The following is a 26,578-nucleotide window of genomic DNA, read 5'->3' on the forward strand; positions in this document are numbered from 1 at the left end:
ACAGAGAAGTTTATGAACATGGCCCCAGAGCATATTACTCCAAACTAAAGTAGAGTAATACGGAAAGCAGCCGTTATATTGCAGAGTGATTATATAGTCACTTGATAAGGTTTTATTTGTGAAAATAAGACGAACTAGGGTGGTAACGCGTTAAATACGCCTCTATGCAGTTTATACTGCATGGAGGCTTTTTTTTATACAATTAAAGGAAGATTATAGTTTATTTAAAATAAAGGAGGGGTTTTCATGGAAAAGAAAACTTTTTATATTACTACACCTATATATTATCCATCAGCTAATTTACACATAGGAAATACGTACACAACTATAGCAGCTGATGCATTAGCTAGATTTAAAAGACTTACAGGTTATGATGTAATGTTTTTAACAGGAACAGATGAGCATGGACAAAAAATTCAAAGATTAGCGGAAGCCAAAGGAGTGGCACCAAAGGAATATGTAGATGAAATAGTTGCAGGAATCAAAGACTTATGGAAGATGATGAATGTAAGTTATGATAAATTTATAAGAACTACTGATGATTATCATGTAAGAGCTGTTCAACAAATTTTTAAACAGTTATATGATCAAGGAGATATATATAAAAGCCAATATGAGGGATGGTATTGTACACCTTGTGAATCTTTCTGGACAGAAACTCAGCTTCAAGATGGGAAATGTCCTGACTGTGGAAGACCAGTAGAAAAAGCTAAAGAGGAAGCATATTTCTTTAAGATGTCAAAATATGCACCTAAGCTTATAGAATATATAGAATCTCATCCTGAATTCATTCAACCAGAATCAAGAAAAAATGAAATGTTAAATAACTTCTTAAAACCAGGATTACAGGATCTTTGCGTTTCAAGAACTACATTTGATTGGGGAATTCCTGTAACTTTTGATAAAAAACATGTTATATATGTATGGATAGATGCACTAGCTAACTATATAACAGCATTAGGATATAATAGCGGAAATGAGGATTTATTAAATAAGTACTGGCCAGCGGATGTACATCTTGTTGGTAAAGATATTTTAAGATTCCATACTATATATTGGCCAATTATGTTAATGGCTTTAGGATTACCTTTACCAAAGCAGGTATTTGGACATGGATGGTTACTAGTTGATGGAGGCAAGATGTCAAAGTCAAAAGGTAATGTAGTGGATCCTGTAGTACTTGTTAACCAATTTGGAGCAGATCCAGTAAGATATTATCTTTTAAGAGAAATACCTTTTGGTTCAGATGGTATATTTAATAATGAAATATTTATAAAGAAGATAAATTCAGATTTAGCTAATGATTTAGGGAATCTTTTATCAAGAACTACAGCTATGATTGAAAAGTATTTTCAAGGGGTAATGCCAGCTCAATCAGCTAAAGAAGAAATAGATAACAGTTTAATAGAAATGGCAGTAGATGCACATAAAAAAGTAGAAAAACACATGGATAATTTAAGAATCCCAGAGGCCTTAGATGAAATTTGGGCACTTATAGGAAGAGCTAATAAATATATAGATGAAACTACACCATGGATATTGTCTAAAGATGAAAGTAAAAAAGAAAGATTAGGAACTATTCTTTATAACTTATCAGAAACCTTAAGAATAGTTTCAGTATTAATATCGCCGTTCTTGCCAGAGACTAGCATAAAAATAAATGAACAGTTAAATATAGAACTTACAACTTGGGATAGTATAAAATCTTTTGATGGCACAAGGGCAGGAAGTAAAATAGTTAAAGGAGAAGCAATATTCCCAAGAATAGATGTAGAAGCAAAAATTGAGGAATTAAATAAGCTAAAGGAAGAACAAATGAAAGCTAATGCACCAAAAGCACAGATGCAGCCTTTGAAAGAAGAAATAACCATAGAGGATTTTGAAAAGGTAGATTTAAGGGTAGTAAAAGTACTAAATTGTGAACCAGTAAAAGGAGCTAAAAAGCTTCTTAAATTAAAGGTAGATTTAGGTGGAGAAGAAAAACAGGTAATATCAGGAATATCAAAATATTATAAACCAGAAGAGTTAATTGGAAAATATGTAGTTCTTGTGGCAAATTTAAAACCTGCCAAATTAAGAGGAGAAATCTCACAGGGAATGATCTTAGCTGCTTCAACAGATGATGATAGCAAATTATTCGCAGTTACCATTCCAAAGGAACTCCCAACAGGTAGTGTTGTAAGATAAGGTAAAATAAAAAAATTAATTTCCTATACTAGGGAATTAATTTTTTTTGGTGATAATTTATGAAGCTATGGAAAATTAATGCAACCTTTAGTATAATTAAAGTTGGGTTTCTATACTAGTGATAATTATGTAATATATAATAGGAGGGTAATCATGAAAGGTATACGTTATAAGATGTTTTTTTGTTTATTTATAATTCTTTTTTCCTTTGATATAAAGGTAGAAGCAGCAACTTCAAATAATATCAACTGGAATAATTATTATCCTAGTTATAAAATATTTACTGAATTCAATGATGTACCAATAGATAAAAAATTCACAATCTGTTTTTCTAAAAAGATAGATAAGAATTTAATAAAAGATGGGTTTATAGAGATAAAGGATAGTAATATGAATAGTATTCCTATAGATATAAATATAATAGATAATAAAATTGAAGTAACAGCTAAAGGTAAATTAAATTATGGACAAGCATATTGCCTAGTTATAAATAGTGATGGAAATAGTAAGGGATGGATAAAAAATGGATCAATTTGTCCAATTAAGGTTAAAACAATAAACTCTTTACCAAGTGATAATATGGATGGAGGCAAAAAACTTCCTCAATATGAATTTATAGATATGGTATCACCTGGAGCCATAGAAACTTATAAAAGTTATGGCATTTTTCCATCTGTTACTATAGCACAAGCAATATTAGAAAGTAATTGGGGAAGAAGTGATAAGGCGGTACAATGTAACAATATTTTTGGTATAAAAGCGGATAAGTACTGGACAGGTGAAAAAATGGAATTGCCAACAATGGAATGGGTGGGTGGAAAATACGTTCCAGTCATGACGGAGTGGAGAGTTTATCCTTCTTTTAAGGAATCCATTGAGGATCATGGCAAATTTTTATATACAAGACCTTGGTATGCTAAAGCAGGGGTATTCGACGCTACAAATTATAAAGAACAAATAACTGCTATAAAAAATGCAGGATATGCTACAGATCCTAAATATGTAGATAAAATTTGCAGCTTAATTGAGAGATATGAGTTGTGGAAATACGATGAAAATGGACGAGATTTATAAAAAAATATTTAGTAAAATTATTATTTATTATAAGCAAATAAATATATATGAGGTGATAAAGCATGGAAAAATCAAAGGTTTACTTTACAGACTTAAGGACAAAACCTGGCTTAAATCTTTTAGATAAGCTAGAAAGATTAGTAAAAAAAGCAGGCATAGAGAATATAGATTTTAAGAATAAATTTGTAGCTATAAAGATCCATTTTGGAGAACCAGGAAATTTAGCTTATATAAGACCTAATTATGCTAGAAGGATGGTTCAAATAATCAAGGGATTAAAAGGGATGCCTTTCTTAACAGATTCAAATACCCTATATACTGGTAGAAGGGCTAATGCAATTGAGCATCTTGAAGCAGCAATGGAGAATGGATTTAATCCCCTTACGGTAGGGTGTAATATTATAATTGCAGATGGGATTAAAGGAACAGATTATAGGGAAATAGAGATACATGGGAAGCACTGTGAGAAAGCTAAAATAGGCGCAGCAATTGCAGACGCAGATATAATAATTTCCATGAACCACTTTAAGGGGCATGAAATGACAGGTTTTGGAGGTGCAATAAAGAATTTAGGAATGGGATCTGGTTCAAGAGGCGGAAAGCTTGAAATGCATTCAGCATCTCAGCCTAAAATTAATAAGAAGAACTGTATAGGGTGCGGTCAGTGCATTAAGGGGTGTTCTCAAAAAGCTATAACCCTTGATAAAGATAAAAAGGCAGAAATAGATTATAAAAAGTGTATAGGCTGTGGTCAGTGTGTGGCAATGTGTCAATTTGATGGTGCTGAAGTAATATGGAATGAGTCTGCTGATATTGCTAACGAAAAAATAGCTGAATATGCCTATGCAGTAATAAAGGATAAACCAAATTTTCATATAAATTTTATTATGAATGTTTCTCCTAATTGTGATTGCTGGGATAGTAATGATACGGCTATAGTTCCTGATATAGGTATAGCAGCTTCTTTTGATCCTATAGCCTTAGACAAAGCTTGTGTAGATTTAGTTAATAAAGCACCAATGTTGCATAATACTATTCTTGAAGATAAACATTATCATGAAGGGGATAAATTTACTCATATTCATTCTAATACAAATTGGGAAGCAGGTTTAATTCATGGAGCAAAAATGGGAATGGGAAAAGAAGAATATGAATTAATAGTTGTATAAGTAAGGAAACGGATTTTAGGAGGAATTTTAATGTATATATTTGATTCACACGCACATTATGATGACGAGTCCTTTAATGAAGATAGAGAATTAGTGATAAAAGATTTAAAAGAAAATAATATAGTAGGAGTGCTGAATTGTGGTGCTTCTTTACAGGGGGCTAGGGATTCTGTAAAACTTGCTAAAGGAAATAGTTTTTTTTATGCAGCCATAGGAATACATCCGGAGTTTGCAGATATTGTAGATGATTTAGTAATAGATGAATTAAGGAAGCTTAGCAAATATGAAAAAGTAAGGGCCATTGGGGAGATAGGTCTTGATTATTATGATGATGAAAATCCTCCAAGGGAAGTGCAAAAAAGGGCTTTTATAAAACAAATGAAATTAGCTCATGAGCTTAGCCTTCCAGTAGTAATACATAATAGGGATGCACATGGGGATACTCTTGAAATTCTAAAGATGTTTCCTGAAGTAAGGGGGGTAATACACTGTTTTTCAGGCAGTGCTGAGTTTGCAAAAGAGTGCTTAAAGTTAGGTTATTACATAGGATTTACGGGGGTAGTAACCTTTAAAAATGCTAGGAAAATAATAGATGTGGCAAAAGAAGTGCCCTTAGATAGGATTTTAGTTGAAACTGATTGCCCTTATATGGCACCAGTTCCCTATAGAGGAAAGAGAAATAGATCTGAATATATAAAATATATAATAGAGAAATTGGCACAAATTAAAGGGGTACCACCAGAGGATTTAAGCCATCAGACTATTTTAAATGTTAAGGAGTTGCTAAATTTAAAATAATAGTGTAAAATATCCTTGTGTAATATTAAGAAGGTAAATTTATTCAAATTAAATGGAACAGAAAGGTAGCTTTTTTATTTGAAAATGATTAAAATAAAAACAATAGGCATATAATATAATAACTTTTGATAAGTTATTCCACCTGATTTGAGCTGTCAAGTGTATTAAGACCGCAATTATTTTTTTATATATTTATGCACAGCGTTGCATTAGGCAGTCAAAATTTTTAAGGAAATTTGACAAAACGTAATTTGATAGTTATAATGTTCAATTGTCTATGCGTTTTGCCAAAGGGAGGTTTTTATGGTGGAAAAATTTAAAAATTCTATGAAAAGTTATTTTTCCAATGGTCCTAAGGCAATCTTTATCGTATTGTTAATTTTGATGATTTCTACAATTGTAATAATTAACACAAGAAAGACTTTGTATGTTTACGTAGATGGTAAAGAGAAGAAGATAATTACTTTTAGAACACATCTAAAAGACGCTTTATCTGCAAATGATATTGTAGTAGGACCAAAGGACAAGACAACGATTGGCCTCGACAGTAAGATAAATAATAATGATAAAATATACATCAAAAAGGCAGTAAATGTTGAAGTAGAAGTTGATGGTAAGAAACTAACTGTCCATTCTGCAGAAAATGATGTAAGCACAATGCTCTCTGCTGAAGGAATAAAAATCAATGAATATGATAAAGTTTCGCCATCAAGAGATGAGCCATTAAAGGATGGATTAACAGTAGCTGTTACTAGGGTGGAAACTAAAATAATAAAAGAATCAAAACCAATAGATTATGCTACAGTTACAAAAAAGGATAATGACTTAGAAGAAGGAAAAAACAAAGTAATCCAGGAAGGAAAGCCTGGGGAAAAAGTTATAACAACAAGAGTAGTATATGAAAACGGAAAAGAAGTTTCTAAAAAAGTAATTAGTGAAGTAGTTACCAAAAAGCCAGTTGAAAAATTAGTGGCTATGGGGACCTTAGGAGTATATACTCCTTCTCGTGGTAGTAGCGTTCATTATTCAAATGTTATGAGGATGAGGGCAACTGCTTATACGGCAGATTATGCTTCCACAGGTAAAGGACCTGGAGATCATGGATATGGAATAACAGCTACAGGAACTGTAGCAAAAAGAAATAACGGAGGATATAGTTCTATAGCTGTAGACCCAAGAGTAATTCCCCTAGGTACTAAAGTATATGTAGAAGGCTATGGATATGCAATAGCTGAAGACACTGGAGGAGCAATAAAAGGTGACAAAATAGATGTATTCTTTGATTCTAATAACGAAGTAAATAACTGGGGAGTAAAATGGGTAAATGTTTATATAGTGAAGTAAATTGAAGCAATGTAAAAGGAGCCAATGGCTCCTATTTTTTTCTATATACTTCAAAATTATCTAGTAGAATCACCTCGAAATATTATATAAAATAAGTTATTGAACATACTGATATAATAAATAGCAAAGTGAGGTGATAAAACATGATAAAAGCATTAAATATAAGGCTATATCCAACACAAGAGCAAATAAAGTTAAAAAACTAAGCAAAAAGTTAAAAAGGCTTCAAAGACAATGTTCAAGAAAATATATTATGAATAAGAAAGGAGAGAGTTACCAAAAGACTAAGAACATTGTAAAACTTGAAAAGAAGATTAAAAAACTTCATAGTAAAATTAAAAATATTAGATTAAATCATATACACCAAACTACCTCCAAAATGGTGAAAGCCAAACCATATAGGATAGTTATGGAGAATTTAAAAGTATCTAATATGATGAAGAATAAACACTTATCAAAGGCAATAGCAGAGCAAGGATTTAATATATTTCTTAATCAAATAAAATATAAATGTGAAAAGTATGGTATCAAATTTGTTCAAGTACCTACATTTTATCCTTCAAGTAAAACTTGCAGTCATTGTGGTACTATCAAAAAAGATTTAAAACTTTCAGATAGAACTTATAAATGTAGTTGTGGTTTTATTTGTGATAGAGATAAAAATGCTAGTTACAACCTTGCAAACTATGATTTAGTATAATCACTTAAAAGATTAACTAAATTGGGTAATCGTTACAACCCATTACCTTATTAGGTAACAAAGCCTATGGAGTGTTACACAAACGAAGGTAGCCGCAATTTAACCTTTTTGCAGGAGGTAATAAAATGGGCAAAATCGGACATTATGAAGTAGGAAAGAAACAAAACTTTAAACTTATATAATCTTCTTATAGAGTTTTATAGAGTTTTGGTAACGGGAACCATGATTAAGGAAGTTATTGTAGTGGAAGGAAGAGATGATGTTACCGCTGTAAAAAGAGCTGTAGATGCAGAAGTTATAGCAGTAGGCGGTTTTGGTATAAATGGGAAAGTCATAGAAAGAATAAAGGAAGCTCAAAAGAGACAAGGAGTTATAATTCTAACAGATCCAGATTTTGCTGGGGAAAAAATCAGAAAAATAATATCGAAAAGAGTTGCCGGAGTAAAACATGCTTATATTTCTAAAAATGAGGGATTAAAGGATGGGGATATAGGAGTGGAAAATGCATCTCCTGAAAGTATAATCAATGCATTAGAGGCTGCTAAATTTGAAGTAAAGGAGAAGAGAATTGAGTTTAATATACAGGATATGATGTATTTTGGGCTTTGTGGTAATAATAAAGCTAAGGAGAAAAGAGAAAAGTTAGGAAGGATTCTTAGAATAGGCTACTGTAATACAGCTCAGTTTCTAACTAGACTTAATAATTATGGTATAACAAAAGAGGAATTTATAAAGGCTATAGAAATTATTGATAAGGAGAATTAGTATGGAGAAAAATAGTACTAAAGAAATAGTAAATAAGTATAATTTTAAATTTACTAAAAGCCTAGGACAAAATTTTTTAATAGATTCACAGGTTTTAACAGACATTGTAGAAGGAGCAGAAATAAATAATAATGATTTTATTATAGAAATAGGTCCAGGAGTAGGTACGTTAACTAAGGAACTTCTTAAAGCAGCTAAAAAGGTTATGGCAATAGAATTAGATTCGGATTTAGTACCTATACTAAAAGAAGAGCTAAAAGACTATGAAAATTTCCAGCTTATAAATAAAGATGCTTTAAAGGTTGATTTCAATGAAATAATTGGAGAAGAGCAATCTGTAAAGTTAGTAGCCAATTTACCATACTATGTAACCACGCCCATAATTGCTAAGTTATTAAATGGACATTATAAATTTAAATCCTTAACTATAATGATTCAAAAGGAAGTAGGAGAAAGAATAGCAGCAAAGCCAAATACTAAAGAATATGGAGCATTATCATTATTAGTACAATATTATTGTGATATAAAGATAATAAGGAAAGTATCGCCATCCTCTTTTATGCCTAAGCCGAGAGTAGAGTCCATAGTTATTAGATTAGATAGATTAGATGAACCAAAGGTTAAAGTTAAAAATCAGGAGTTATTCTTTAAAATAGTTAGGGCATCCTTTAATATGAGAAGAAAAACCTTGTGGAATGCTCTTAAAAGTTTAGGAATAAATAAGGATTTATTAGAAAAAGCTTTAGGAGAAGCAGAAATAGACCCCAAAAGAAGAGGAGAAACATTATCAATAGATGAATTTGGAAGGTTATCAGACTGTATAAATGAATTATTATAAAAATCTTTTGTAACTTTTCACTGTTGTTGTTCACTTTTTGAATAATACCTCATATATTATAATGAATAAAATATATGGAGGTAAATTAAGTTGGCACAAAAAAAGAGTTATAGTAGATACTTTATTATATTGCAAGAAGATGAAAGAGGATATGCCCTTGCTTCCGATAAACTGCCTACAGGTTACGTTAAATTAGAATTAAGGAATGATAAGTGTAAGGTATCTTATTATGTTCAAAACTTAAAGAAGGAATTAGCACCTTACTACATGGCGCTAATACTAGGGAAAAAAGATATTAATAAAATAATAAAAATAGGAGAATTGAACATAGATAACTACGGAAGGGCTGATGTATCCTATGAATACTTAGCTGATAACATAGCAGATACAGGTATGTCAATGGATAATGTATCAGGGGCAGCCATAGTTAAATTATTAGATAAGAATATAATATCAGTACTTAGTGGGTTTTTAACATCAGATATACCTAAGTGGAGAGAATATGAAATAATTGAAGTCATGGCTAGGGAAGAAAAAGCAGAGGAAGAAAAGATAGATGAAGTAAAAATAGATGAAGTAAAAATAGATGAAGAAAAGAGTATATTTGATAAGTATGAAGAAAGTATCGAGCAAGCAAGACAGCAGGGGGAAGATTTAAGAGTTGACATAACTGAAGCTGAACAGAAAAAAGAAGATACTACTGTACAGAAAGAAGAGACTACTGTACAAGTTATGGATATGAAAGAAGAAATAAAAGACAATATATCAGATGATATATCAAAGGGAAAAGAGGCAGCCGAGGAAAATATAATAGTATCAAATGAATATAGTAGAGATTATAAAGGATATGAAAAATGGCCAAAGGGTAAAACAGGGGAATTTTTCAAGGCAATAGCTAAGGATCTTGAAGAAGTAAAAGGGGAAATAATAGATATAAAAAAATGTGTATGGTATAAAGTGCCTATAAAAGATGTAAATGAAATGTATTATATATCTGATTATAACAAATATTCAGTGATTTACTATCCCATGATAAACTATTATAATTATATAAGACCTTATGGACATTATTTTGTAGGATATAAATGTGATAATGAAGGTAAAATGAAATATTTAGTATATGGTATACCTGGTGGAAAGTCTGTAAAGGATCAGCCTTTTGGTGGAAAATCTGGATTTGTAACCTGGGTACCAGCTAAGTCAGGAAGATATGGATGCGAAGGTTATTGGCTAATGTTCTATGATTTCAGGGCTTCTACTATATTGATTCCTGTTAAATAGGTATGCAAAATGCATACCTATTTTTGTTAATATTTTCGAAATCATTATCATATACTTTAATATTAGAGAATTATGGAGGTGGATTTCACTTCTTAATATAAAGAGGGGTATGATTAGTATGAAAGTTATTATATTAAATAAGAAGAGATTAGGAGTTTCAATAATTATAATAGGGCTCATGGTTGTAATGTTTAGCATACAAAATGAATTTAAGGATAGAATGAAATTAACTACTTTAATGCAAAGTAATATCAATTCATTAAAAGAGTATAAAGCTTTAAACCAAGAGCTAACATATAAGCTGCCTGCTGAGTGGACTACCAGTGAGAAAGCATTTGAAGGAAATGAAATAATTTATCATAATGATTTCCAATCTAATGATTTGAAAATACATGGTTTTGTAGAAGTGTGGAATATGAAAGAAGATTTAAAAGAATTCCTTAAAAAAAGTGAGGAAATATCAAAAATACAAAATATAATTAGTAATTATAAGGCTAAAGTAATTTCAATAAATAATAAGGATTGGTACTTGGTAGAATATACAATTGAAAACTCCCAAAATGCAAAATTTGAGAGTTACGAATACTTTATAAAAAATGATGATAGGCTATTTAGATTTTCATTTTTCGTACGTCAGGATAACTTTAAGGAGAATATGCCGGCTATATTTAAAACAATAGTACAAACTTTAAATTACAAAAATCAATAGCAAAATAGGAATAAAGGTAATTAATATTAAAAATAAAGTATAAATATTGTTTATTTTATGTGTTATAATATTATTAAAGTTTTACTACTAAGTGATTTATTACGCAGGAGGAAATTATAAATATGAAACCAGTATTATTCCAAGTATTAGGGAAAGATATATATGGATATGGAACAATGATAGCAATAGGTATTTTATCAGCATTATTATTATTGAACTATAGAATTAAAAATAAGGGCTATAATGAAGACGATATTTTTAATATGTCTATAGTTGCTATAATTTCCGGAGTATTAGGCGGTAAATTACTATATATTATAACTGATATTAAAAATATAATTGAAGATCCTTCTATATTGAAAGATATAGGGAATGGGTTTGTAATATATGGTGCTATAATTGGAGGAGCCTTAGCAGTATATTTATTTTGCAAAAAAAAGAAATGGGAAACATTAAAGATGTTTGATATAGTAATTCCATCTATTCCATTGGCCCAAGGATTTGGAAGAATAGGCTGTTTCCTTGCAGGATGTTGTTATGGAAAACCAACAACATTACCAATAGGAATTGAGTTTACTAACTCTCCTTTTGTTTCTGCCGGAGTAACAAGACATCCCACTCAACTTTACTCAGCTGTTTTTGATTTTTCCCTAGCCTTATTTTTATTATGGTATAATAGGAAAGAAAGAAAAGACGGTAGAATATTTTCAGCTTATATCATAATATATGGAATTGGCAGAATAATAATAGAATTTTTCAGAGATGATCCTAGGGGAAAAGTAGGAGCACTATCTACCTCCCAATTTATAAGTTTATTTGCAATAATAATAGGAATTATCATCTTTAATTTAGATAGATTTAAAAAATTAAAAACTGATAATAAAAATATTTTCAATTAACCTAGGAGGTTAAATAGATTGTTTAAGGGAACAAATAGAATTAATAGAAGTATTATATTAGCAGTAATATTGATTTTTAGTTTATGTTTTACCGGTTGTAGTAAATTGGATTCAATGAAAGTAAAGTTAGGGCTAAAAAATAATGATTTTGAATATATAAAACAAAATAAAATAGAAAAAATAGTTATACAGAATACTAGAGATCAAGGATATAGATTTGTTGTAACAGATAAAAAGGCTATCCAGGAGCTTTATGAAATCTTATCCTCTGCTAAGGAAGTAAAGGAAAAATCAACTTTAAAACCTGATTATGTCTTTGAGATGCATGAAGGTCATAATAAAGTTCATAAGTTTAATTATGTTGCAGGGTTAGATAAGTCAAACGGAGGGAACTTATATAGTGATGATAAAATATATATAGTTTCAAAGAGAATAGATAATGATATAATAAAAAACTTTTGGAATATAAGAATTCCTAAAGATTTTACGGATATATATTATAATTCAATTCTAAAAACCTTAAATGAATATTTAAAGGATACTAAGAGTAACAAAAGTATAGGAATTAACTTAGATGAAGATATAGATATAGCAAAATTTATTCTTTCTACAGATCTAGAGGATTTTAAAGGTAAACTAAAAGATAAATATACTAATGCAAATTTAGTAGAGGGAGATAATTCTAAATATAATGTATTGATGACAGTAAAAACTCAGGGATATAAGCGACTTCTATATAAATCAACTATAACTTTTTATGATAGAACAGAAAAAAGTGAAACTAAATATTATATAAAAGCTGAATATGTAAACAGAAGTTGGGATATAGGAGTATACAATAGTAAACCAGATGGATTTTAAAGATACTTGTTAGTGCTATAATTATTAAGGCATTCACATAAAGAAGATAGTTAGGAGGAAGACTTATGAGTAATTGTGATAGTTGTCCAAGTAAAGGGAAATGTGATAGTAAAGAATCCAGTTGTTCTAAATTAGTTCCTAAATATGGTAGAATAAAAAATATAATTGGAGTAATTAGTGGTAAAGGTGGAGTTGGGAAATCTACAGTTACTGGAATATTAGCAGTCCAATTAAGAAAAGCTGGATATAAGGTTGGAGTTTTAGATGGAGATATAACAGGACCATCAATGCCAAGATTCTTTGGCATAAATGAAAAGAGAGCAGAGATATATCAAATAGGAAATACTGAAGAAGTTAAGTTTGTACCTGTGGAAACTTCTTTTGGGATAAAGGTTATTTCTTTAAATTTATTAACTGAAGAGGAAGAACAGCCTGTTATATGGAGGGGCCCTGTTATTACAGGAGTTTTAACACAAATGTATACGGATACTGAATGGGGGGATTTAGATTACTTGCTTATTGATATGCCGCCAGGGACAGGAGATGTAGCTTTAACTATAATGCAAAGTATCCCCTTAGAGGGAATGGTGGTAGTTTCTACTCCACAAGAAATGGTTTCTATGATAGTAAAAAAGGTTGTAATAATGGCAGAAAAGCTAAATGTAAATATATTGGGCGTAGTAGAAAATATGTCTTATGTTCAATGTGAAAAATGTGGTGAAAAAATAAGAGTATTCAGCAAAAAATCCGCAGAAGAACAAGCTAAGTACTTAGGAATTCCATTGATTTCTGAAATGCCAATAAATCTAAATTTAGTAGAAAGCATGGAAAAAGGTGAAGCTGAAAAGTTTGTAAGCCAGTATGAAGAATATAATAAACTACTAGATAGCTTTAAAAGGTTATGTAAGTAATAAAAATGCAAACCATATAGTCTTTTATATAGAGGTTATATGGTTTTGTTATATTTACCATACTAGTATTGTTATAAATAAAACGCAATGGGGGAAAAATATATACGTAACAGTATTTTTATATTAAAAAGGAGGTAATCAGCAATGAGAGCTTTTATAAATAAGGAGGCCTGTATAGGATGTGGGCTATGTCCATCAATAGCATCAGATGTTTTTGAAATGGATGATGATGGAAAGGCTAAGGCTATAGCAGAGGATGTTCCAGGTGGATCTGAGGATGCAGCTAAAGAAGCAGAAACAAGCTGTCCAACAAATGCAATTTCAGTAGAAGAATAATATTAAAAATAAGGAGAAAAGTTTCTCCTTATTTTTTTAGAAGAAATCAACTAATTTGTCATTAGTAAGCCTTGTAGCATTAGGATCTATATTTACTGAATCTCCTATCTTTACATTTTGAGGGAGGCTAAATTTGCTTACACCCGTAGTTGTTCCATTCTCAAAACTTACGAAAGCTTCTGTATTGTTCATGTCTATTACTTTGCCTATCATTTACTGCCCCTCCTTAATAATTATCATTAATAGTATTTACATATTTAATTAATTTAACCTAAATGTATATATGAATATATAAGTTAAATTGATTAAACTCACAATAATAGTGTAAAGTCTAGTTGTAAATTAAATTTAATAGAGATATAATTTTAATTGAAAACGTGGTATAAATTGGAGGAAGATATGGGCAAAGAGCTGCTAATTTTCTTGTTGATATTATCTATAGGTATGATCTTCATACAGTTAATAAGAATTAAGAAAATGAAAAAGTATATCAAGACAATAAAGAAAATAAGGGAAACATTATATGATGTTTCATATACCATAAGTAATACTGATAATGAAGAAGAAATATATTCTAGAATATTAAATGTATCCATAAATCTAATTCCTTATGCATCTAAAGGAAGCATACTCATATTAGAAGATAATAATAGATTTTATTATAAAACATTAGTAGGTTATCCCAAAGTATTACAGGATATTTCACTTACAAAGGAAGAGCTATTTATAAACAATATAAAATCTAAAGGCAGTATAATTATAAAAAATCCTTCTAAATTTGATGAAAACTTTCTAAGTAAAGAAAAAAACAATAAATTAATAAAAAATAATGCTTTGGATATTAGTTGTACTATAAGTTCTCCATTGTATATAGATAATAGCTTAATAGGATTATTAAACATTGATAGTACAAGCTATAATAAAACTTTTACCGAAGAAGATAGGATGTTTATGGATTACATAAAAAATGAATTGGAATTAGTACTAAAGAATTCCTTAACACAAAAGAAGCTAAGATATATGGCAAATTATGATGAACTTACGGGTCTTATAAATAGAAGACGTTTTAAAGATATCTTTTACAGCGGGGTAGATATAGTAAAAAATCAAGGTACTATGCTATCAGTGGTAGCTATAGATATTAATAATTTTAAATTTATTAATGATACCTACGGTCATAATGTTGGAGACAGCGTATTAAAAGCTTTTGCAGAAGTATTAAAAAATAATATTTCTAAAGAACATATATGCGCTAGAATAGCAGGAGATGAATTTATAATACTGCTAAAGAATTATAGCTTAGAAGAATCTCGCAATAAGATGGAGGAAATTAGAGATACATTAAGTGATTTAAATTTACATAATACTAATTTGGATTTCAGCTATGGCGTATATTGTGTCACGGATAGAAATAATATATCTCCAGATGATATATTAATAAAAGTGGATAGACAGATGTATAAGTACAAAAAAATATGGCACTGCAATGTATAAAGTTAAGTTGTTTATTTAAAATATACAGAATAGACCAGCGGCAACAACAGAAACTAATTGGATATCCTTTAATTTTCAATAAAAAAGACGATTTCTCGTCTTTTTTATTTAATTTCTATTTGAGATTTTTTATCTATAATATTCCACCAAGTTTTTCCGGGGGATAGAGGTATTTCCTTATTCTGCTCATCCAATAAAATAGTATTGGAATTAGAATCCTTTTTAAACCATTTGCATTTAACAAATTTACCATTGCTTATAATATAGGCTTCCCCTTCTCCTATAAGTTTTATATCTAGATGTAAACCATCTTTTTGTAATGTTATATCTGTTATTTGGATTATAATATTGCTTGCTGTTAAGGGTGCCGAATCTTCTCTGTTTAGACATTGATCTGATGAAATATACTTATAATACAATCCATTTTTATAGATATAAGAAGTAGTATAATATTTATTAAGTTTTAATGTTGCACTAGCAGCAGCAGGAAGATTATTGGTTTGCCAATAATCTTTATTAAATTTAAGGGAGGATTTTGGGGTAATAGAAATATTTTTTTCCTTTATTAAACCCCTTAATTTAGAAGAAGAGGTATAAAGGCTATGTTCGTATATTCTATTTTTATCTCTCCAATAGGCATTTCCATATTTAAACTCATTTAAACTTGGCAGGTTTTCCTTCTCTATTCTTTCTTTAGCTTCCTCACTATATCCACAATGAGCGAAGGGAAGTTTATTTTCTATAGCTATATCTAGAAAGTAAGGCCTAGCGCTTCTTACAGGACCAATTTTTTCAGAATCTTCTTTGTGGTATAAGGCAATAAATCTAGGAATTCCGCCTTCTGCCATGGTCTCATATACTATATCAGCATTAATTAATCCAGATTGAGGACGGGCATCCTTTGAATTTTCTATTATCACCATGAATGGAATTTTATTATATGTTTCCTTTGTAATTTTTTCTCCTGTATAGGGAGAAAAATATTCCTCCTCAACCTTTGCAGCAGGATCCTGGTTTTTAATATTGGTTTTCTTTTCAGAGCTTTTGCTGCAGCTGCTAAAAATCATAAGTGGTAAGCATAGGAATAAAGATATAAGTTTTTTCATAATCATTTCCTCCAGTCTATAATTAGTTCAACTTTATTGTATACATAAATTACCATTTAGCGCAAATTAATAAATATCTATTTAGTGTAGAATTATTTGCATTTATTTCATTTAAAGTAATGTATATACTAAATTCTCTATTTTTAAAATATCAACGTCATCATAGGTATAAGAAAATGAAGAATAAGAAGGTAATGAGTAGTAACCAGGTATATTATCATTTCAATGTTATTCTTAAAATTGCTTAAAATAATTTGCCATAGTATAATGTCATGGTGCATACACAATATATAGTAGTTAGGGGGAATTAGTTGTGCTACATGTTGTAAAAAGAGATGGAAGGAAGACACCTTTTCATTCAACAAAGATTACCAATGCTATAAAGGGTGCTTCTGAAGAAATGGGGTATAATCTAAAGGAAAGTGAACTTATAGATATAACTCAAAAGATAATAAAAAAGTTAGAAGATATTGAAGTAGAAGAAATTTCTGTTGAAGAAATTCAAAATATAGTAGAAAAAACCCTTTTAGAAAATAGTTATAAAGAAATAGGAATAGCTTATGCAAGTTATAGAAAAGAAAGAACTAAAATAAGAGAAATAAAATCTGATTTAATGAAAGCAATAGAAAAAATAGGTGTAGAAACAGATAGAGATAATGCCAATGTAGGAAACAATTTTTCATCTAAGTTATTAAGAATAGCTAGTGAATCCAATAAATGGTATAATTTATCTACAATGCCTAAGCACTTAGCAAAGGCACATGAAAATGGAGATATATATTATCATGATTTAGATAGTTACAATTTAACTACAAATTGTTTACATATACCCACTAAGGAAATTTTACTTAGAGGATTTAATACAGGATATGGATATATAAGACCTCCAAGAAGAATAGAATCAGCTTGCGAATTATCATGTATTCTTTTACAATCCACCCAAAATGATATGTTCGGAGGACAATCTCATCCTGATTTCGACAATGATATGTCTGTATTTGTGGAACCAACAAGGGATGACATAAGAGAAGAATTATCAGAAATGAATTTGGACAATTTAAAAATAGAAAAGTTAGTGGAAAAAAGATTAAGAAAGAATGTAAGCCAGGCGATGCAGGGCATAGTATATAATCTAAATACAATGCATTCAAGAGCAGGTTCCCAGGTGCCTTTTAGTTCAATAAATATAGGTATTCCTCAGACAAAAGATGCAGCACTTGTGTGTGAAATATTCTTAAAAGAATATGAAAAAGGTTTAGGAAAAGGTGAGCAGCCAATTTTCCCTAATATTATTTTTAGGGTGAAAAAAGGTGTAAATAAAAATCCAGGGGATCCGTATTATTACTTATTTAAACTAGCATGCAGAGTAGCCAGCAAAAGAATGAACCCAACATTTATGAATATAGATTCTGATTTTAATCTAGAATACTATGAAAAGGGATATTTGCCAGCAACTATGGGTTGTAGAACTAGAGTACAATCCAATATAAATGGAGAGCCTACAGTAAAAGGGAGAGGTAATATAGCTCCAGCCACTATTAATTTGCCTAGGTTAGGAATACTGTCTAAGGGAGATATAGACAAATTCTTTGTACTTTTAGAAAATAGATTAAACTTGGCTAAGGAATCTTTGTTACATAGATATGAAGTGCTTAAGAGACTTAGGATAAAGGATTTACCTTTTGTAGCTGGACAGGGATTAATGAAAGGTTCTGAGAATTTATCACCAGAAGACAGCATAGATTCAATTTTAAAACAAGGAACTTGGGCTATAGGTTTTATTGGCCTTGCAGAAACTTTAACCGCTTTGATTGGAGAACATCATGGTGAATCAGAAAAAGGAAGAGAGTTGGGTTTGAAAATTGTAAATTATATAAGAGAATTTACAGATAGAACTACAGAAGAAACTCATTTAAATTGGAGCTGTTATGCTACCCCAGCAGAAGGATTAAGTGGTAAGTTTATTTTGCAGGATAAGAAGATTTTTGGAGAAATAAAGGGTGTTACAGATAAAAATTATTATACTAACAGCTTCCATATTCCAGTGGGATACCCTATTTCTATAAAAGACAAAATAGATATAGAAGCTCCATATCATAAAATATGCAATGGAGGACATATTACATATATAGAACTAGATGATTACCCAACAGAGGATGTAATAATGGATATATTAAATTACGCATATGAAAGCACTAATATAAACTATATAGGAATAAATTTTCATATAAAATACTGTAGAGGTTGTGGTACATATCTCCAAAATACTGAAATCAGCTGTCATCATTGTGGAAGCTCAAATATTCAAGGTATATCTAGAGTTACAGGATATTTAAGCCTAGACGAAAGGTTTGGAGCAGGTAAGGTAGCGGAAAGAAAAGATAGAATATCCCATACCCATGGAATACATTCCTATGATGTGAGGAATTAAAAATGGATGTACTTCAAGTAGCAGGTTTTTTAGATAATTCTTTGGTAAATGGAAAGGGATTAAGAGCGGTATTATTTCTTTCTGGTTGTCATCATAATTGCAAGGGATGCCATAATAAAGCCATGCAAGATTTTTGCTATGGAGAAAAGGTTTGTATACAAGAGATTTTATTAAGGATAAAAAACAATATGCCTTTAATAAAGGGAGTGACCTTTTCAGGGGGAGAGCCCTTTGAACAGGCTGATACATTGTATAAGCTAGCATGGGCGGTTAAAAGTGAAGGACTTAATATTTGGTGTTATACAGGATATACTTTGGAATATATATTAGATAACCTAAATAATAAGGGCTGGAGAGAATTGATAAGCAGCATAGATGTTTTAGTAGATGGCAGATTTGAAGAAGAAAAGGCTGCAAAGGATTTAAGATATAGAGGCTCCAGTAATCAAAGGATTATAGATGTAAAAGAAAGTCTAAAAAATAATAATATAACTATCTATAATGTAGATTAAAAAGGTAATGCATAATTTCGCAGGAAAATCAAAAACTTATAGCTATAATAAGTTTTTGGTGGTGAGATTATGCATATTTTTTCTGTTAAATTTTTTCAAGGAAATAATATAAAAGACCAAAAAAGGTTATTAAGAATTGGAATAGAAAACAGTTCAAAGAAAGAATTAAAAGAATATATAAACAGCTATATTAATATTTCTGCATCTATAGGATATTATGAAAAGTTTATTGATATGGAGGAAGATAAAACTCATATACATGTATGGGTTACTTATACTGAAGAAGATATTTCAAATTATATAATATATAATCTCTTAGAAGAGAATGTGAGCCAGGAAATTATTAAAAAGAAGATAAATAAGTTTCTTCATAAAAGTTTTTTAAAAAACATTGTTAAAGCTGCAGAAAATATGGGGATACCTAATATTGAACTTTCAGAGGGACTGTTTCAGTTAGGATATGGAGCTAAATCTATAATTATTAGCCCTGAATATCAGAGTTATGAAAATGTGGTTAAAGTAGCACAAACAATGAATAGAAAAAGCTTATTTGAACTTTTAAGATATAATAATTTACCTAAAGTAGATATGAAAATTTTATACAATTTGAAAAAAGATTATCTATTGAATATGAGTTATCCGGTAAATGTTATAAATATATATAAAAAGGATAATATGCAATTTATTTGCAAAAGCTTAAAACAATTAAAAACTACAGTAAATAATATAATAGATATGTATGGCAGCGCAATGGTTTACCACGGATCTATGGATTATAGGGTTATTGCATATAAGGGTAAAAATATTTTAGTTTTTAAAACACAGGAACAGGGAGATTATATAAAATTAGAAAATGAAAAGATACATGATAATATTAAGGAATTAATTAATAAAGTTTATAATGTATTTAAAATTGAATTTATGTATGTAGATTTATATGAGGATAACTTTGACGAAAATAAGCTGAAAGTTATAGATTTAGGTTCTGCATTTTATATGGAATTATTTCAAACAGAGGAAGAAGTAATAAGTTTTTTTGTGGATAATATAAGGGAACAGGTGGGGTTAATCCCAATAATATCTGTTACGGGAACCAATGGAAAAACTACAACCACAAGGCTTATTCATTATATTATGAGCAAACTGGGATATAAGACAGGTATGGCATCTACAGAAGGAATTTTTGTAGATTTTAATAAAATAAAGAAAGGAGATACTACGGGGTTTTTAAGTGCTAGGGAGTTATTAACTAATGGGGAAGTAGAAGCATGCGTTTTGGAAACTGCTCGAGGAGGGATTGCTAGAAATGGTCTTGGCTATGAACAAGGGTCTGTTGGTATAATAACATCTATATCAGAAGACCACATAGGCATGGAGGGAACAAAGAATATAGAGGATTTAATACAGGTGAAATCCACTGTTATAAATGAGCTAAAGCCAGGAGGGAAGGCTATATTAAAAGCTCAAGAAGAGTTAAGTTATATGTTTAATTTTAATAAAGATATAAAGGTATGCCTATTTAATATTGAGAAGAACAACTTTATAAAGAATCATATAAAGGAAGGAAAAGAGGCATTATATCTTGAAGATAGTTTTATAGTATACTACATAGATGGAAAAAAGAATAAGATTGTAGACGTAAGCAGAATACCATTTACTCATTATGGAAAATCCAAAAGTAATATTATGAATGTAATGAGTTCTATAGCAGCGGTTTATTCTATACATAACAATATAGAAGATATCATAAGGATAATAAATAACACTCAGTGTGATTTATATATAAATCCGGGAAGACAAAATATAATAGATATGAATAAATACAAAATAATTTTAGATTATGGACATAACAGTCAGGCTTTTAGAGAAGTGTTTAGCATAGCAGAAGCTTTAAAACCAAGCAAGATAACTGCTATAATAGCAGCTCCAGGGGACAGAATGGATAAATACATAAAAGAATTAGGGCAAATATCTGCAGAGCACAGCAATCACATAATAATAAGAGAGCAGGCAGATCTAAGGTCAAGGAAAAAGGGTGAAAGTGCATTACTTATAAAAGAAGGAGCATTAAACAAGGGATTTAGTCCGGAAAACTTACAAATAATATATAAAGAAGAAGATGCCATAGTATATGCTATGGAGAGGGCTATACAAGGAGAAGTAATAGTATTATTTACTCAGTGCTTAGGGTTAATAATAGAAACCATAAATTTATATTTAGAAAGTAAAGGCATGGATAAGATAGGTGAAGGCTTAGATTTTTCACATTAGTTGATAAAGTTGAATAAAAAACCAAAAGAATATATAATACATATGAAGATATTTTGGTATATTGAGGTGAAAAGATGAAAGATACTGAAGAAATAGAGGTTTGCAGCTGTTGTAAAATCCATGATGACTGTGTTAATTGTGTGAAAAAGAATATGCTGGATAATGAAACCTTTATAAAACTATCAGAGTTATTTAAGGTTTTGGGTGATTATACCAGAATCAAGATAATATACGCGTTATTTACTAAGGAATTATGCGTTTGCGATATTGCAGAATTATTAGATATGAGCCAATCATCTATATCCCATCAATTAAGGATATTGAAATCTGCTAGATTAGTTAAATTTAGAAAAGAAGGCAAAACAGTATTTTATTCGTTAGATGATGAGCACATAAGTCAAATTTTTAATTCAGGATTAGAACATGTAGAGCATAATTAAAGAGTCAAATGACTCTTTAATTATACCATCATATGGAGCTTACTCATAATCTAATATTACTACATGGTTTTCTAAGTCATTTAAATCCCCACTAATGGTTATAGAATTACTGTTTATTTTATGGGCGTTTTTCATATGTTTAAGAAAATTTTCAAGCCCATCTAAAGGAAAAGTAAGAGAAGGAGTTTTATAATGCATTGGTATTATAATGTGATTTTTAATTAATTTTGTTATCTGTAAAGCTTCCTTTCCATCTATGGTATAATGTCCTCCTACGGGAATAAATAATATATCTACATTCCCTATATCTTTAAGTTCCTCTATAGATGGAACATATCCTAAATCCCCTAGATGGCATAACTTATATCCATCAACTTGAAATAGATATATAGTATTTTCTCCTCTTTTTGCACCTTTTACTTCATCATGATAGGAAGGTATACCTTGTATGGCAATGTCACAAATATAAAAGTTTCCTACTTTATCAATTACTTTTGCATCTTTTGAGGAAATTTCTTTTGTATAATCATGATCAAAATGATGGTGGCTAATTGTTACTATATCTACATCTCCTGAAAAAGTGCTATATCCTATAGAATCATCAAAAGGGTCTGTCAAAATAGTTCTCCCATTGGAATCTTTGATAAGAAAAGAAGAGTGTCCTAGCCATTTTATCTCCATAATCTACACCTCTATAATGTTATTTTATACTATTTATTATATCCTAAATTTAATTATTAATATAATAATTGATAATAAGAATATATAATGATTAGGCAAGCCAATATTCTGAAAACATAAAAAAACAAAATAATTGACAAAATGCTTATCTTTTGTTACAATATTCTCAAAAGAATCTAATATCTACTGTTCATTATATTGGTATACAAATAATGATTACATAAAATTTTGTATATAGAAATATAATGAAGCCGGTTTTCTGATTTAACAGGGAAGCGGCTTATATTTTTTTGTGGAGGGGATTATCATGATAAAAAGAAACAGTGCAATAGGAGTAATGGATTCAGGGGTAGGAGGGCTTACTACCGTAAAAGAACTTCAGAAGCTTTTGCCAAAGGAAAATATAATATATTTTGGAGACAACAAGAATGTACCTTATGGAAATAAGACCCAAGAAGAAATTATAGCTTTAACCAGAAGGATGATAGAATTCCTTATAAGTGAAGATGTAAAGGTTATCGCTGTAGCCTGCAATACAATATCTACTATAATTGACATGATAAGCAAGGATTATGATGTGAAAATCATTAAAATAATTGATCCAGTAGTGGATAATATTAAGAATACATTAAAAAAGGACAAGGTAGGTCTAATAGCCACTAATTTTACAGTTAACAGTGGATATTATGATAAGATGTTAGGGGATATAAAAGTATTTGGAAGAGGATCAAGTGAGCTTGCTGCAATCGTTGACAGTGGAAAGATAGATAAAGAACAAGTTAAGAAAATAATAAAGGGTCATATAGATAAGATAATTGAAGCAGGTAATGTAGATACAATAATATTAGGGTGTACTCATTATCCAATATTAATGGATTTATTCCAGGAATGTTATCCTAATATTAACTTTATAAATCCAGCTTTTCAACAAGCAGAGGCAATAAAGAACTATTTGAGAGAAGAGGGATTACTTAAAGAAGAAGGGGATAAGTACTTTAAAATATACACTTCAGGAAGCCAGGATCAGTACCATTCAATAATGAATATGTTAAAGCTACAAATGCCTCAGGAGATAATACAATATAGAGAATGATAAATATATTTTCAGAAAAAGGATTCAGACTGTTTATATATAATTAACAGTCTGAATTCTTTTAATATAATGGGCTAACGCTTACTCTAATAAATTAATTTAATTTATTTTAAATAGTCAGTAGTTTACAGCTGAAAAACTAGTGTATAATTTAACTATATATTAGAGATTAAGGGGTGGTACTAAGTGAATTATGGTAAAAATACTATATACATAACAGGCATATCTAGATCTAATAGCACTGATCCAATTACAATAATGTATAATTGTTTCTTTCTAGGGGTAATAGTTAATAAGGATGATGGCACTATTATAGATATAACCTGCAATACAATTAGCAATTCAACAACAGATTTTATAAGATCTATACTTGTAGGATATAATTTTTTAAATGATTTAGAAGTGATGATAAATGAAATACATGAAAGATTTTTAGGTACAGCACAAAAAGCTTTAACAGTGGCTTTAAAGGATGCTCATAATAAATTCTTAATTGAAATTAAAAAGCATAATAAATTAGATAAGAGCTAATAAGTAAAAAGTAAGAGTTTATGAAGAAATTCAGCAAAGCTGAATTTTCACCGCAACTATTATTTCTTACTTACCTGCAAATTTAAAATTTGACCTAATGATAATGGAGAAAAATTATCCTTAACTGTCAATTGTCCTCTGTCAACTGTCAACTAAAAAAAGGCTTTACACTTTTTTAAGGTTTCATTTATTCATGTAATATGAAATACCATTTTAATTTTTAAATATAAGTGAGGTGGTTATTTGAAAGGGGAAAGAATAAAATCCATAGCAATCTTTACATTTTTTCTGGTGGCATTTTTGCTTTTAAACATGGGGGAAGTAAAAGCAGCCTCAGACTATCAGATATGGCCTTCTAAGGGGAAAGTGGAACAAAATAAGACTTGGATTATAAAATTTAATAGTGAATTAAAAAGAAGTAGTGTAAATGAAAGTAATATTTATGTTACAAGTGAAAATGGACAAACCATTCCTATGAATATACAAATTGCTGAAGATAATAAAACTGTACAAGTTTCTTTAAAAGACAATTATAAATATGAAGCTGGCAAGAGTTACTTCTTAATAGTAACTGGAAATGTACAAAAGTTATCAGGTAAATCGTTATCAAAGCCAGTGAAAATGAAATTTACTATCAAAGAAGACATAACACCTAAACTAGAAGATAAGGATTTTGTTGTATGTATAGACCCAGGACATGGAGGAAATGATTCTGGAATCACGGGTCCTAGCGGTGTAATGGAAAAGGACGTAGATTTAAATGTTGCGTTAAAGGCTGGCAGCATATTAGAACAAAGTGGAATAAGGGTAGTTTATACAAGAAAAGATGATAATATTAATTGGGGAAAGGATGATATGAAATCCCGTTTTGCAATATCCAACATAGAATACGTAGATTATGTTGTAAGTATTCATTGTAATACGGCAGGGAATAATGATGCCAATGGAGTGGAAACTTATTATCTTAGTGGAAACTCAAAAGGTGAAAAGTTGGCAGATAATATACAGAAAAAAATAGTTTCCTATACAGGTATTAGGGATAGAAGAATAAAGACAGGAAGCTATCCAGAGTTAACATCTATTAATGTACCATCAACTAAAGTTGTTTTGGGATTTTTAAACAACCCAGAGGAAGAAAAAAAGCTAGGCAGTGCTGATATACAAAATAAATATGGTGAAGCTATAGCTGCCGGTATTATTAGATTTAAAGAATTAGAAGGTGTAGAAGAGTCAATAAAATATGTTTCTGTGGAAGATATAATGCATAATGTAACTGAAGGAGGAAAATATACATTGCCAGATAAAGTTAAAGCTAAAGCAAAGGATGGCAATATTGTAGAAGTTCCTGCAACTTGGAATAATACATCCATAGATACAAGCAAAACGGGAACCTATGTTTATAAGGGAACCATTGATGGATATAAAGGCACTGTTAGTTTAACTTTACTTGTAACACCTAAGGTAGATAGCAGATATGTGGTATGCATAGATCCTGGCCATGGAGGGTATGATTCTGGAGCTGTTGGGCCTTCAAAGGTAAAAGAAAAAGATGTTACACTATCAGTAGCACTTAAAGTGGGAAACATTCTTCAAAGCAAAGGCGTAAAGGTAGTCTATACAAGGGCTAATGATAGCGTTTCATGGCCATCAGTAGAGGTAAAAGATCTTCAAAAAAGATGTGATATTTCCAATGGTGCAAAAGCAAATTATTTTGTAGCTATACATTGTAATTCCAATGATGTAGCTGCTGCTAATGGTACAGAAACTTTTTATGATAGTGGAAGTCCAGATGGCCAAAAGCTAGCTTCATATGTTCAGGATAAACTTATAAAAGAATTAGGTACTACCAATAGAGGAATAAAAACTGCAGGTTTTTATGTATTAAAAAATACATATTGTCCGGCTATCCTTACGGAACTGGAATTTATATCTAATCCAACAGGGGAGAAAAATTTAAACAATGATGCTTTCCAAAATAAATGTGCAGAAGCTATAGCTAATGGAATATTGAAAGCTCTAGGACTTAGAGTATAATTTTAGTAGGCAAAAGTAGTAATAATTACTGCTTAAAAAATTAAAAGGAGATACAAAAAGTATCTCCCACATACATAAAAAATCCATTATAATGTAAGTTGATATTACTATAC

At 30.0% G+C, this 26,578-nt stretch carries 24 protein-coding genes, 1 pseudogene and 1 other annotated feature (1 of these 26 cut by a window edge); of the genes and pseudogenes, 22 read left to right on the plus strand and 3 right to left on the minus strand.

Translation table 11 applies throughout. The features are described from left to right. Window positions 1–167 (plus strand) — a binding site (T-box leader) (it extends 71 nt beyond the left edge of the window). A 79-nt stretch (window positions 168–246) separates the two neighbouring features. The 14 genes and pseudogenes from metG (at window position 247) to CLLI_RS00175 (ending at window position 13,872) form a co-directional block, all read left to right on the plus strand. Then, window positions 247–2,187, plus strand: a complete 1,941-nt coding sequence (metG, locus tag CLLI_RS00110) for a methionine--tRNA ligase (RefSeq protein ID WP_106062258.1) — start codon at window positions 247–249, stop codon at window positions 2,185–2,187. A 153-nt stretch (window positions 2,188–2,340) separates the two neighbouring features. Further along, a complete protein-coding gene (locus CLLI_RS00115; protein ID WP_106062259.1) occupies window positions 2,341–3,261 on the plus strand; it encodes a glycoside hydrolase family 73 protein in 921 nt (306 codons plus the stop codon). 62 nt (window positions 3,262–3,323) lie between these two features. Further along, a complete protein-coding gene (locus CLLI_RS00120) occupies window positions 3,324–4,430 on the plus strand; it encodes a DUF362 domain-containing protein (RefSeq protein ID WP_106062260.1) in 1,107 nt (368 codons plus the stop codon). A gap of 30 nt (window positions 4,431–4,460) precedes the next feature. After that, complete coding sequence (locus CLLI_RS00125; protein WP_106062261.1) at window positions 4,461–5,228, plus strand: TatD family hydrolase; 768 nt, start codon at window positions 4,461–4,463, stop codon at window positions 5,226–5,228. A 303-nt stretch (window positions 5,229–5,531) separates the two neighbouring features. Then, complete coding sequence (locus CLLI_RS00130) at window positions 5,532–6,572, plus strand: 3D domain-containing protein (RefSeq protein WP_106062262.1); 1,041 nt, start codon at window positions 5,532–5,534, stop codon at window positions 6,570–6,572. A gap of 163 nt (window positions 6,573–6,735) precedes the next feature. Then, a pseudogene (locus CLLI_RS00135) lies at window positions 6,736–7,272 on the plus strand (RNA-guided endonuclease InsQ/TnpB family protein); the annotation flags it as partial. A 222-nt stretch (window positions 7,273–7,494) separates the two neighbouring features. Beyond that, entirely contained in the window at window positions 7,495–8,037 is a 543-nt protein-coding gene (gene rnmV, locus CLLI_RS00140) for a ribonuclease M5 (protein WP_106062263.1), read from the plus strand. 1 nt (window position 8,038) lies between these two features. Further along, complete coding sequence (gene rsmA, locus CLLI_RS00145; protein ID WP_106062264.1) at window positions 8,039–8,875, plus strand: 16S rRNA (adenine(1518)-N(6)/adenine(1519)-N(6))-dimethyltransferase RsmA; 837 nt, start codon at window positions 8,039–8,041, stop codon at window positions 8,873–8,875. Between the two features lie 90 nt (window positions 8,876–8,965). Beyond that, window positions 8,966–10,156: a DUF7922 domain-containing protein gene (locus CLLI_RS00150; RefSeq protein WP_106062265.1), complete on the plus strand. Its 1,191-nt coding sequence runs from the start codon at window positions 8,966–8,968 to the stop codon at window positions 10,154–10,156. 118 nt (window positions 10,157–10,274) lie between these two features. After that, window positions 10,275–10,865 carry a PsbP-related protein gene (locus tag CLLI_RS00155; protein WP_146127060.1) on the plus strand — a complete coding sequence of 197 codons (591 nt, stop codon included), beginning with the start codon at window positions 10,275–10,277 and terminating at the stop codon, window positions 10,863–10,865. Between the two features lie 122 nt (window positions 10,866–10,987). Next, a complete protein-coding gene (locus CLLI_RS00160) occupies window positions 10,988–11,764 on the plus strand; it encodes a prolipoprotein diacylglyceryl transferase (RefSeq protein WP_106062266.1) in 777 nt (258 codons plus the stop codon). An 18-nt stretch (window positions 11,765–11,782) separates the two neighbouring features. Then, window positions 11,783–12,625, plus strand: a complete 843-nt coding sequence (locus CLLI_RS00165) for a YhfM domain-containing protein (RefSeq protein WP_242975481.1) — start codon at window positions 11,783–11,785, stop codon at window positions 12,623–12,625. A 65-nt stretch (window positions 12,626–12,690) separates the two neighbouring features. Beyond that, window positions 12,691–13,536 (plus strand): Mrp/NBP35 family ATP-binding protein, encoded by an 846-nt coding sequence (locus tag CLLI_RS00170; RefSeq protein WP_106062267.1) that lies wholly within the window; start codon window positions 12,691–12,693, stop codon window positions 13,534–13,536. Window positions 13,537–13,680: 144 nt separating this feature from the next. After that, window positions 13,681–13,872 (plus strand): ferredoxin, encoded by a 192-nt coding sequence (locus CLLI_RS00175; protein WP_106062268.1) that lies wholly within the window; start codon window positions 13,681–13,683, stop codon window positions 13,870–13,872. Window positions 13,873–13,908: 36 nt separating this feature from the next. Here the strand turns inward: CLLI_RS00175 and CLLI_RS14390 are convergent, their stop codons facing one another. Further along, entirely contained in the window at window positions 13,909–14,085 is a 177-nt protein-coding gene (locus CLLI_RS14390; RefSeq protein ID WP_170063609.1) for a hypothetical protein, read from the minus strand. Between the two features lie 186 nt (window positions 14,086–14,271). Between CLLI_RS14390 and CLLI_RS00180 the strand changes: the two genes are divergently transcribed. Beyond that, a complete protein-coding gene (locus CLLI_RS00180) occupies window positions 14,272–15,366 on the plus strand; it encodes a sensor domain-containing diguanylate cyclase (RefSeq protein WP_106062269.1) in 1,095 nt (364 codons plus the stop codon). Between the two features lie 104 nt (window positions 15,367–15,470). Here CLLI_RS00180 and CLLI_RS00185 read toward each other — a convergent pair whose 3' ends face one another. Then, a complete protein-coding gene (locus CLLI_RS00185) occupies window positions 15,471–16,472 on the minus strand; it encodes a DUF3048 domain-containing protein (protein ID WP_170063610.1) in 1,002 nt (333 codons plus the stop codon). 313 nt (window positions 16,473–16,785) lie between these two features. On the opposite strand from CLLI_RS00185, the gene CLLI_RS00190 reads away from it, so the two are divergent. From CLLI_RS00190 to CLLI_RS00205, 4 genes are all read left to right on the plus strand, one after another. Next, window positions 16,786–18,903, plus strand: a complete 2,118-nt coding sequence (locus CLLI_RS00190) for an anaerobic ribonucleoside triphosphate reductase (protein ID WP_106062271.1) — start codon at window positions 16,786–16,788, stop codon at window positions 18,901–18,903. A 2-nt stretch (window positions 18,904–18,905) separates the two neighbouring features. Beyond that, the gene (gene nrdG, locus CLLI_RS00195; protein WP_106062272.1) at window positions 18,906–19,415 is read left to right on the plus strand and encodes an anaerobic ribonucleoside-triphosphate reductase activating protein; all 510 of its coding nucleotides are present in this window, start codon (window positions 18,906–18,908) and stop codon (window positions 19,413–19,415) included. Between the two features lie 69 nt (window positions 19,416–19,484). Beyond that, on the plus strand, window positions 19,485–21,686 hold the full coding sequence (locus CLLI_RS00200) for a Mur ligase family protein (RefSeq protein WP_106062273.1): 2,202 nt from the start codon (window positions 19,485–19,487) through the stop codon (window positions 21,684–21,686). Window positions 21,687–21,760: 74 nt separating this feature from the next. Then, the gene (locus CLLI_RS00205; protein WP_106062274.1) at window positions 21,761–22,126 is read left to right on the plus strand and encodes an ArsR/SmtB family transcription factor; all 366 of its coding nucleotides are present in this window, start codon (window positions 21,761–21,763) and stop codon (window positions 22,124–22,126) included. A gap of 39 nt (window positions 22,127–22,165) precedes the next feature. Here the strand turns inward: CLLI_RS00205 and CLLI_RS00210 are convergent, their stop codons facing one another. After that, window positions 22,166–22,807, minus strand: a complete 642-nt coding sequence (locus tag CLLI_RS00210; RefSeq protein ID WP_106062275.1) for an MBL fold metallo-hydrolase — start codon at window positions 22,805–22,807, stop codon at window positions 22,166–22,168. Between the two features lie 307 nt (window positions 22,808–23,114). Between CLLI_RS00210 and murI the strand changes: the two genes are divergently transcribed. The 3 genes from murI (at window position 23,115) to CLLI_RS00225 (ending at window position 26,465) form a co-directional block, all read left to right on the plus strand. Continuing rightward, complete coding sequence (gene murI / locus CLLI_RS00215) at window positions 23,115–23,900, plus strand: glutamate racemase (RefSeq protein ID WP_106062276.1); 786 nt, start codon at window positions 23,115–23,117, stop codon at window positions 23,898–23,900. 186 nt (window positions 23,901–24,086) lie between these two features. After that, complete coding sequence (locus CLLI_RS00220; protein ID WP_106062277.1) at window positions 24,087–24,431, plus strand: DUF3870 domain-containing protein; 345 nt, start codon at window positions 24,087–24,089, stop codon at window positions 24,429–24,431. A 243-nt stretch (window positions 24,432–24,674) separates the two neighbouring features. After that, window positions 24,675–26,465 carry an N-acetylmuramoyl-L-alanine amidase gene (locus tag CLLI_RS00225; protein WP_106062278.1) on the plus strand — a complete coding sequence of 597 codons (1,791 nt, stop codon included), beginning with the start codon at window positions 24,675–24,677 and terminating at the stop codon, window positions 26,463–26,465. The last annotated feature ends 113 nt before the right edge of the window (window positions 26,466–26,578 follow it).

The organism is Clostridium liquoris (assembly GCF_002995785.1).
Lineage (GTDB): Bacteria > Bacillota > Clostridia > Clostridiales > Clostridiaceae > Clostridium_AO > Clostridium_AO liquoris.